The organism is Anabaena sp. FACHB-1237, assembly GCF_014696225.1.
In the GTDB taxonomy this organism is placed as follows: Bacteria; Cyanobacteriota; Cyanobacteriia; order Cyanobacteriales; family Nostocaceae; genus FACHB-1237.
In genome coordinates this window covers 21,644-30,768 of sequence record NZ_JACJPV010000048.1, presented here as the reverse complement: position 1 = coordinate 30,768, position 9,125 = coordinate 21,644, and the positions used below count along the sequence as shown (strand labels likewise).

The 9,125-nt window shown below is 37.0% G+C and carries 9 protein-coding genes; 5 read left to right on the top strand and 4 right to left on the bottom strand.

Annotated elements, in window-relative coordinates:
• Positions 1 to 283 precede the first annotated feature (283 nt).
• The 5 genes from H6F32_RS17580 to H6F32_RS17560 all read left to right on the top strand — a co-directional run bounded on the left by H6F32_RS17580 (position 284) and on the right by H6F32_RS17560 (position 4,394).
• The gene (locus H6F32_RS17580; protein WP_190370596.1) at positions 284 to 943 is read left to right on the top strand and encodes an L-threonylcarbamoyladenylate synthase; all 660 of its coding nucleotides are present in this window, start codon (positions 284 to 286) and stop codon (positions 941 to 943) included.
• Between the two features lie 475 nt (positions 944 to 1,418).
• The gene (locus H6F32_RS17575) at positions 1,419 to 2,636 is read left to right on the top strand and encodes a HetZ-related protein (RefSeq protein ID WP_190370595.1); all 1,218 of its coding nucleotides are present in this window, start codon (positions 1,419 to 1,421) and stop codon (positions 2,634 to 2,636) included.
• Positions 2,637 to 2,857: 221 nt separating this feature from the next.
• Positions 2,858 to 3,067 carry a DUF751 family protein gene (locus tag H6F32_RS17570; RefSeq protein ID WP_190370594.1) on the top strand — a complete coding sequence of 70 codons (210 nt, stop codon included), beginning with the start codon at positions 2,858 to 2,860 and terminating at the stop codon, positions 3,065 to 3,067.
• Between the two features lie 213 nt (positions 3,068 to 3,280).
• Positions 3,281 to 3,658 carry a 30S ribosome-binding factor RbfA gene (rbfA, locus tag H6F32_RS17565; RefSeq protein ID WP_190370593.1) on the top strand — a complete coding sequence of 126 codons (378 nt, stop codon included), beginning with the start codon at positions 3,281 to 3,283 and terminating at the stop codon, positions 3,656 to 3,658.
• Positions 3,659 to 4,157: 499 nt separating this feature from the next.
• Positions 4,158 to 4,394 (top strand): DUF4327 family protein, encoded by a 237-nt coding sequence (locus H6F32_RS17560; RefSeq protein WP_190370592.1) that lies wholly within the window; start codon positions 4,158 to 4,160, stop codon positions 4,392 to 4,394.
• A gap of 189 nt (positions 4,395 to 4,583) precedes the next feature.
• On the opposite strand, the gene ndhD1 is transcribed toward H6F32_RS17560, so the two are convergent.
• The 4 genes from ndhD1 to H6F32_RS17540 form a co-directional block, all read right to left on the bottom strand.
• The gene (ndhD1, locus tag H6F32_RS17555) at positions 4,584 to 6,164 is read right to left on the bottom strand and encodes a photosynthetic/respiratory NAD(P)H-quinone oxidoreductase subunit D1 (protein ID WP_190370591.1); all 1,581 of its coding nucleotides are present in this window, start codon (positions 6,162 to 6,164) and stop codon (positions 4,584 to 4,586) included.
• 310 nt (positions 6,165 to 6,474) lie between these two features.
• Positions 6,475 to 7,413 carry a DUF4351 domain-containing protein gene (locus H6F32_RS17550; protein ID WP_190370590.1) on the bottom strand — a complete coding sequence of 313 codons (939 nt, stop codon included), beginning with the start codon at positions 7,411 to 7,413 and terminating at the stop codon, positions 6,475 to 6,477.
• A 376-nt stretch (positions 7,414 to 7,789) separates the two neighbouring features.
• Positions 7,790 to 8,083: a hypothetical protein gene (locus tag H6F32_RS17545; protein ID WP_190370599.1), complete on the bottom strand. Its 294-nt coding sequence runs from the start codon at positions 8,081 to 8,083 to the stop codon at positions 7,790 to 7,792.
• A gap of 38 nt (positions 8,084 to 8,121) precedes the next feature.
• Complete coding sequence (locus H6F32_RS17540) at positions 8,122 to 9,123, bottom strand: AAA family ATPase (protein ID WP_190370589.1); 1,002 nt, start codon at positions 9,121 to 9,123, stop codon at positions 8,122 to 8,124.
• Positions 9,124 to 9,125: the final 2 nt, after the last annotated feature.

Here is a 9,125-nt window from a genome sequence, read left to right as displayed (position 1 = left end):
GCAGCGACTCTTGGAGGTACATAATTTACTGTCATCTGATAGCTAAGTTTTTTACTTGTTCTATCATACCACAGGATGTCTAGCTATGTATAGTATGTCTTGGTAATTTACTTTCTATCTTTAACTCCACAAATTATAAATTGATATCAGAAGTCAGGGATCTGAATCCCGACGGCTGACTCCTATGTTACCAACACCATTACAATTTATATTGTTTGATATTGTTCATCCATCTTCAGCAAAGCTCAGGGCTGACGGACTCTTCACCAAAATAATTACCATTATGGCAAAAATTATCGCAATTCATCCTGATAATCCCCAAACCCGACGAATAGAAGAAATAAAGTTGGCACTCTTAAATGGTGCGATCATGCTCTACCCTACTGATACAGTTTATGCCATTGGCTGTGACTTAAATGCAAAATCAGCAGTGGAAAGAGTACGACAAATTAAGCAGTTAGCCAATGATAAACCACTGACATTTTTGTGTCCTTCTCTCTCCAATGTATCTACTTATGCCTTCGTAGGTGATACAAGCTATCGGATCATGAAACGTCTCATACCCGGTCCGTATACATTCCTATTACCAGCAACTAAATTAGTCCCGCGACTAGTGCAGAACCCCAAACGCAAAACTACAGGAATTAGAGTTCCAAACCATCCTGTATGTTTAGCATTGCTAGAAGCGTTAGGAAATCCCATTATTTCCACTTCGGCTCATGTCCCAACAAATGAAGACGAAGATGAAAACATTGGTAGAGAAGGAAAATCACAATTATCTTGGGTGGAATTATGCGATGCCTTAGATAAAATGGTGGATATCATCATTGATACAGGTCAAGAACCTACATATCAAGTATCAACCATTTTAGACCTAACAACAGCAGAACCAATTATTATTCGGAGGGGTCTAGGTTGGGAAGCAGTAGCAGCATGGGTATAAGAATCAATCTTTACAGATATAGCCCTTTATTTTGGCCTCTGTTACGCGAATTATGATTTGATTATTTTACTCCAATTGTAAAAGTGTCATACTTTTGTCATCCTTTCAGGAGTAAAAACAATTCATAATTAAAAATGCAGCAAACCTTTATCTGATAACGCTTTGCTGGAATTTTACTGCAATCGCGAATATATTATGACACCTTAGACTTAGTTGCTAAATAAAAAAGCGACACAATTTACCAGCCCTTAACTTTAAAAATTTTCTACAGTCTTTATTTATATAGAGCAGTTGAGGCGCTCAATCTTGACGGATGTAGCCAGTAACTAGGATATTACCAGGACAAAGATAAAGATGCTTTTTTCCTCTTCCCAGTTCCCGGCTATACCAAAAAAATGGCAACTTAGTCTGTTCTTAGATACTGTACTGTATCTGCATTTAGTTAAGGTGCAATACCAATTTCACTCCAAAAGTCATGAAAGCTAATTTTGCTAATTTGTCTAATTCTACATCTGCTTTTAATAGCTATATTTCCCTTGAAGAACTATCTACTCCTAACAGCGACACTCTTGTACAACTGTTGGCTCACGAAATGCAAACTCAAGTTAAAGCTACGGCTACAGGAGTACAATCTGTTGCTACACATATAGCTAAAGAAGTAGAACGGATATGTAGTAAAAGTTCACGCATTCAAAATTCGGGACAGGTCCAGTCTTGGCAAATTACTTTAGGAAGACATCGCTTACAAAAGTGTCTACGTTATTATCAACTAGGTGCTAAACAAGGAAGGGTAGAATTACATAGCAGTTTAGGAGCGATTGTTTATCGTCATGTTACTGTTGCTGGATCAGATTTAGGATTTGAAGCACGTTATAATCTAATTGAAGACTTTCTGCAAGCTTTTTACATCGAAGCAATTAAGGCTTTTCGTCGAGAAACCGAATTACCAGAAGACTATACCCCCCGTACTCAACTACAATTAGCTGAGTATATGGCTTTTACAGAACAATACGCTAAACGTCGTATTAATTTACCAGGTGGTGCTAATCAACAGTTGATTGTATTACGCGCTCAAGGTTTCGCCCGTCGTCAACCTCAAGAGACTACAGTAGACATTGAAATGGCTGTAGATTCCGCTAAAACAGAAGAGGCTGAATCTTATCAACGTAATGTCGCAGTTCAGCAAATTCGCTCGCAAATGATTGCTAAACCTGATTTTGACCCATCAGAAGAGTCAGAACGCAACCGTGTAATTACTGAATTGATGAAATATTTTGAGTCTCAGGGTCAATCTGACTGTATGGACTATTTGAACTTGAAACTTCAGGATCTTTCCGCACCAGAAATTGACCAAATTTTAGGCTTAACCAGTCGTCAACGGGATTATTTACAACAACGATTTAAATACCATGTAGAAAAATTTGCCAAACAACACCAGTGGCAATTAGTTCATCAGTGGCTAGGGGCTGGTTTAGAGCATAAACTAGGTTTATCATCCTACCAATGGGATGCGTTTTGGCAAAAATTGACACCGCAGCAACAACAGATATTTCAATTGAAAAGTTCTTGTGAAAATGATCAGGCGATCGCCAAAGCAGTACAATGTACACCTAAACAACTGCAAAAACGCTGGACACAAATGTTAGAACTAGCTTGGGCTATTCGCAACGGACAGATTGAAGTTAAAGTATAACATTCAGGTAATGGGGAAAAGTCAAAAGTCATGCTTGCAAAAGTTAGAATTTATCCATGACCAATGACCCATCACCCATCACCCATCACCAATTATCAATTATTAATTATCAATTATCAGTTCACTGTAACTTTACAACCAAATATATTACAATCTAAAAGGAATCGTGACGCTATCATCAGCGTTCATAATCATCATATAATAAGGCTATCTAAATTTCCATGTTTGACGGATTTTGGGATAATGTATTTCGCTACCCTCGGTACTTAGTTACTATAGTTTTAGGGCTTTTTCTCAATACCCTTGAACCACTATTTCCCCTATTGAAACGTCCAGTTACCCTAATTGCTATCCTGGGCTTATTTGTCGGTGGTTTCTTTTTCCTCACTTTTACCTTACGAGCTATGTTAGGATTAAATACAATTATGTAGATATTTTTGGTAAAACTTGGGATAATATCTCATGTTTACCCATCCAGGATTCACGAGCAAGAATTTTTAATTCTTACTTGTCTCCCCATCCTAGATCAAAAATTAGCAGTAAAAACCTGTTACAAATCCCTTAATGTTTAACCCATAACCCATTGACAATGATCAATTGTCAATGATCAATCATCAAACCTTGTTTGGAAGGCGGATATTTATATGGCTACAGATCGCCGAGTTTCCCGCGTTGCTGAATTAATTAAACGGGAAGTTAGCCAAATGTTGCTTAATGGCATTAAAGATGACCGCGTAGGCACAGGAATGGTTAGTGTTACAGATGTTGATCTTTCAGGAGATTTACAACACGCAAAAATATTTGTAAGCATTTATGGTACTGAAGAAGCAAAAGCAGAAACAATGGCTGGTTTAAAATCAGCTACAGGATATGTACGTAGTGAACTTGGTGCGAGAGTACGGTTACGTCGTACCCCAGAAGTGATGTTTGTGGAAGATCGTTCTATAGAAAGAGGTACTAAAGTTTTAACTTTATTAAATCAATTGAGTCAAGAACGTTTAACAACAAATATAGAAGATTAATAAGGGTGCGGAGTAAGAGAGTATGGAGTACAACTTCTTTCTCCTGACTCCTTAAACTCCTGACTCCTACCATATAAACGCAATTAATAAAAGAAACTTAAATTTGCAGGCAAATTTAAAATAGGCTGCTATTATAACAGTTGGTACTTAGGATATAACTTACACTTAGTTAAAACCTGTGTAAATTCAATATATCTCCTGAATTTACCTGGATTTTACAACTGACGGCTGATAGCTGATAGCTGACAGCTTCTATAACAAAATCCCAATACTTTGATTTTTTTCAATATGCAACCTAAATATCACAAATGTTATATTTTCTTGACAAATGTAATATTTCTTTAGATAATTTAAAGTTGTATAGCGTCAAAATGATAATAGTTCCGTATAGCAAACTACAAAAACCCTAGCCACAGGTTTAGTTATTTCCATGTTATTTCCTAATTGTGATTAGGAATACTTTTTACAGTTTATAAATCTAATTTTGTGAGTAAAAATCATGAGTGTGAATACGGTGTCTTCTATCAATTACTACTCTTTAGAACTAATTCAGGACGAGGCGCGTAGACTAGTAGAAAAAGGATTTCTTGGTCGTCAGCAACCCATATATACGTTGTGCCAATTTATTCCTGCTAGAGAGTGGGTATGTGTAGAGTGGGAATTAGAAAAGTGTGATTTTCTATTACGCGATCGCATTGGTGACTTAATTGGTCGTGAAGAATGGGATAACGATTAATCTAAATTAAACAGGAGTCAGAAGTCAGGAGTCAGGAGTCAGGAGTTAGGAGTTAGGAGTTAGGAGTCAGGAGTTAGGAGTTAGGAGTTAGGAGTTAGAATTTTCACTACGCACTACGCACTCTGCACTCCACACCCCACACCCCACACCCTGCACCCTGCACCCTGCACCCTGCACCCTAAAACCCTATTACCTGAGAACAGGTGTAGTTAAAGAAACATTTTCCACACTTTCAACTATTTTTTGCGTGGCTAAAGTTGGTACAGAATCACGTAATCTAGCTGTAAGTTGTACCGTTGTAGAATCATACATTTGTGTTAATAACTTGGGATAGAAACCTATACCAATAATGGGTACTAACAAACAAGCAATAATAAAGACTTCACGCGGTTCAGCATCTATTAAAGCCTGATGAGAAACTAATTCTTCGTTTTCTTGTCCGTAGAAAATCTCTCTCAACATAGACAACAGATAAATAGGGGTTAAAATTACACCCACAGCCATCAAAAAGATGACAATAACTTTAAATGTGGGATTATAGGCATCACTAGTAGCAAAACCCACAAATACCATTAATTCTGCCACAAAACCACTCATTCCTGGTAAAGCTAAAGAAGCCATAGAACAAGCGGTAAACATAGCAAAAATCTTTCTCATTTTTTTACCCACACCACCCATTTCATCTAACATTAAAGTGTGTGTGCGGTCATAAGTTGCACCAACTAGGAAGAATAAACTCGCTCCAATTAAACCATGAGATACCATTTGTAACACTGCTCCACTTAAACCTAAGTCGGTAAAAGAGGCAATACCAATGATCACAAAACCCATGTGGGAAATGGAAGAGTAAGCAATTTTCCGTTTTAAATTCCTTTGGGCAAAAGATGTTAAAGCAGCGTAGATAATATTCACAACCCCCAAAATAACTAATACTGGGGCGAAATAAGCATGGGCATCTGGCAACATTTGGGCATTCATGCGAATCAAAGCATATCCACCCATCTTTAATAAAATACCTGCCAGTAACATATGCACTGGTGCTGTAGCTTCACCATGAGCATCAGGTAGCCAAGTATGCAAAGGTATGATAGGTAATTTCACTGCATAGGCAATGAGAAAAGCGGCGTAAAGTAATAATTGGAAATTGAGGGCATAATCTTTTAGACCAAGGGAGTGCATATCAAAAGTGACATTATCCCCATAAAAAGCCATTGTTAAAGATGCCACTAAAATAAACAGTGAACCACCTGCGGTATAAAGGATAAACTTAGTGGCTGCATATTGGCGTTTTTTGCCGCCCCAAATCGCTAAAAGGAGATAAACAGGGATGAGTTCTAACTCCCATACCAGGAAGAATAATAACATATCCTGGACCGCAAAAACGGCGATTTGACCACCGTACATTGCCAATAGTAAAAAGTAAAATAGCTTGGGTTTGAAAGTCACAGGCCAAGCCGCCAAAGTTGCTAAAGTAGTAATAAAGCCTGTGAGGATAATTAAGGGCATAGATAAACCATCAGCCGCCACAGACCATTTCAGGTCTAGCTGTGGTATCCAGGAATAACTCTCTACCAATTGTAAATCAGGGTTAGAGAAATCATAACCAGTGTAAAAAGCGTAAACTATCAAGGCGAAATCAATCAAACCGACAATCAGCGCAAACCAGCGGACAGTTTTGCCATCTTGGTCGGGAATGATAGGAACTATTAATGAGGCGACTATCGGCAATAAAATAATTGTCGTTAGCCAGGGGAAATTAGCTGTATTCATTGTAATGGTTCTGCGAGTTATATACTGATTTGGCAAACAGTCTCATATATTTCCTAGCAGTTTTTTTGGGTTTTGTTGGCAATTGTTAGGTTGATTTAACATAAATGAATAAACATGAGGAGTTTTGTGTAATTTTCTTGATGGTTGGGGATACAAAAATTTACAATTATTAGGATATTGATTAATTAGCTTATTTGTATTTGTAAGATTTATTTCACGCAAAGGCGCAAAACTTTATATTTATAAGAGACAATGTTGGGTAGAATGAGGTGAAAAACCAATCATCTACCTCAACGCTATTGTTGATCTATTAATTCTGATTTTGTTTTAACCAGTTTAGCAAATCATCAAGAGTAGTAAAATCTAATAATGCTTCGGCTAATGATTCCAACTGATCAATAGATAATTTGATAATTCCTTGGTGAATATCTTCCGAAAGTTCTCCCAAGCGTTTTTTAAGTTGTTTGAGAACTAAATGTTGCTCACCTTTTTCGTAACCAATGCGTTCACCTGTGGTAACATAAGTCATACTTCTCTCCTTTTCAAACTCTTTAAAATCTTGCCAAAATTCCATTTCTAATGGTTTTGGTAATAACATTACCCAGTCTATAAAGCGGTAAAGGTTACGGATATCTTTTTCCTGTAAACCTCGTTCATACAATTTTCTAATGAGTTGGAATTTCCAGTTTTTCCTTTCCTGTGGATTTTTGGCTGTTGCTTGGGTTTTTAAATGTGCCATGACCACTATAGCAAAAGGGTTATTACTGGCTTCTAAATCTTCCCAGCGATTTTGGTAGTCTAATAATTTAACTATGCCAAACTCAAAGTTTAATTTGGTGTGAGGATAATTATAACTATATTCTGTGGGTCGCCATTTTGGATCGGTATCACATAAAATTGCTAAACTAATGGCAGGTTTACCAAAACGGTCAAAAATCCGAAAGTTATAGGTAAACATCCTTTGAGGAAAGATTTCTTCTGATGTACCTTGTACTTCTAGGTGAATAAATAGCCAAATTTCGCCTCCTTTTTTGGCGAATACTTTAACTAATTTATCAGCGTATCTTCTTCCTTGTTCTGCATCACGAGATATTTGTTGAAATTCTTTGTCCAGAAATTCATAGGGTTTAGTCCAATCAATTAATGCAGATGTTTCTGGGAAGAAAAATTCTATAGCTTGGGGAAGATATGCTTCTAATATTTCTTTCCAGGGACTATCTTGATCTGATCTTTCTTGTTTTTTGGTCATTGTTGACTTGGTAGATGGTATATTTGTAATATCATATTTGTCTGAATCAGGATATCCAGGATTAGAGGATTTTCAGGATGTTTTATATATCAATAATAATTGAACGCAGATAAACGCAGATGACAGAAGATAGATTAATGAATTATCTGAATATAAAATAATTCAACCACCACTTTTATTAATAGGTGATGTTAATGATATTTCCTCAGTTTCATCATTAAAAGCTGCTGCTAACTCAGGACTATTAATAGCTATTGCACTTTCTTTCCATTCATGATAGGACTTACGCAGGTGTCACACCAAAAATCTGATGTAGGGTGCGTCAGATAGCATAAATCATGTAAATAAACAGGTTCTTGATATCTGACGCACCTTACTAATGTGCCAGTTGCGTAAGTCCTGCATGAATAATAGCATCAAGCATATCCCAAGCATCATGAGAAATATCAGTTAAGCGAAAAGCCTCACTCACTTCTTGAATAAAATCTTGCAATTCATCCGCATCAAAAACCCGAACTATGTTTTTAATTTTGCTTCCATGTCCTTGACGATTGTTTTTATTAATCTCTGTTTTAGTTTCTTTACTGCTGCCACCACCTAGAGATTTTGCTTGTTCTTTGTGTGTAAGCGTAAGCTGAATATGTGGAAAACCCTGAGAAATTTCTACCATTTTTTACTCCAGACACCAAAAATTGAATTTTCAACAAACTAAGAAACCTTGATTTCCGCGATCGCTTCTTCTAAGTGTTCCTGAATAACTAACTCTTCTCGCTCCAAAATCGCTCTTTTCGCTGCATCCTGAGCAACCCTGACAGCTTGTGCAGCAGAAAAATCTTTCATCTGTTCAATAATCTTTGTCCAGTTGATAGATCCCACTTCAATAGTAGATAGTGTTTCCTTTAGTATAAATTCTAGCTCTTGTTCTCCCGGTTTGGGTACTGCAATCACATCATCAAATCTTCTCCACAGCGCAGTATCTAAAGATTTATTCAAATTCGTAGCAGCTACCATAAGTCCAGAAGATGGTTGATATTCATCCAATATTTGCAAGAATGTATTTACAACTCGCTTAATTTCTCCCACTTCTTGAGAATCTTCTCGTGTCTTAGCAATTGAGTCACATTCATCCAAAAACAGTAAACATGGGTTTTTTGCAGCATCTTCAAATACAAGTCTTAAATTACTGGCAGTTTCCCCTAAAAAAGATGACACCATTGCATCAAAACGTACTTTTAAAAGTGGTAAACCTGTATTCCAGGCTAAACGTTCTGCTCCCAAAGTTTTTCCACAACCAGGCGGTCCATAAAGGAGAATTTTTTGCCGATAATGTAATTCATGATGAGCTAGTCTATCTCTGGCTGCATATTCACGCTCAATTCTTTGAAAACGCTTCTCAATTTTGTCAGGCAATACCATATAATGACGTAGTTTATCCCTTGGTATAGTCGTTACCAAGGGAAGATTAAAACGCTTACTGGTTGGTAGTTCACTTAAACCCTGTAAATTTTCTGGTGCAGAATAAGCAGGTTTAATGGAGTTGGGAGATTGATCTTTAGGTTTCTTTTTAGTAATATTCTCTAACTGATCAGCAAGGAGAGTATGTCCTTTGCTGCGTTCTTCTTCTATTACTAGATATGTGAGTTTGTCAATCGCTTCTTGGTCTGAACTAGCGATCGCTCTAAAAAACCTTTTGAGAAGCTCTCCTTTCATAT

What these genes read in the sequence shown, in the direction of transcription:
- ndhD1 (WP_190370591.1), bottom strand. Translation starts at nt 6,164, where the DNA reads ATGAATACAGCTAATTTCCCCTGGCTAACGACAATTATTTTATTGCCG.
- H6F32_RS17575 (WP_190370595.1), top strand. Translation starts at nt 1,419, where the DNA reads ATGAAAGCTAATTTTGCTAATTTGTCTAATTCTACATCTGCTTTTAAT.
- H6F32_RS17580 (WP_190370596.1), top strand. Translation starts at nt 284, where the DNA reads ATGGCAAAAATTATCGCAATTCATCCTGATAATCCCCAAACCCGACGA.
- H6F32_RS17570 (WP_190370594.1), top strand. Translation starts at nt 2,858, where the DNA reads ATGTTTGACGGATTTTGGGATAATGTATTTCGCTACCCTCGGTACTTA.
- H6F32_RS17545 (WP_190370599.1), bottom strand. Translation starts at nt 8,083, where the DNA reads ATGGTAGAAATTTCTCAGGGTTTTCCACATATTCAGCTTACGCTTACA.
- H6F32_RS17550 (WP_190370590.1), bottom strand. Translation starts at nt 7,413, where the DNA reads ATGACCAAAAAACAAGAAAGATCAGATCAAGATAGTCCCTGGAAAGAA.
- H6F32_RS17540 (WP_190370589.1), bottom strand. Translation starts at nt 9,123, where the DNA reads ATGAAAGGAGAGCTTCTCAAAAGGTTTTTTAGAGCGATCGCTAGTTCA.
- rbfA (WP_190370593.1), top strand. Translation starts at nt 3,281, where the DNA reads ATGGCTACAGATCGCCGAGTTTCCCGCGTTGCTGAATTAATTAAACGG.
- H6F32_RS17560 (WP_190370592.1), top strand. Translation starts at nt 4,158, where the DNA reads ATGAGTGTGAATACGGTGTCTTCTATCAATTACTACTCTTTAGAACTA.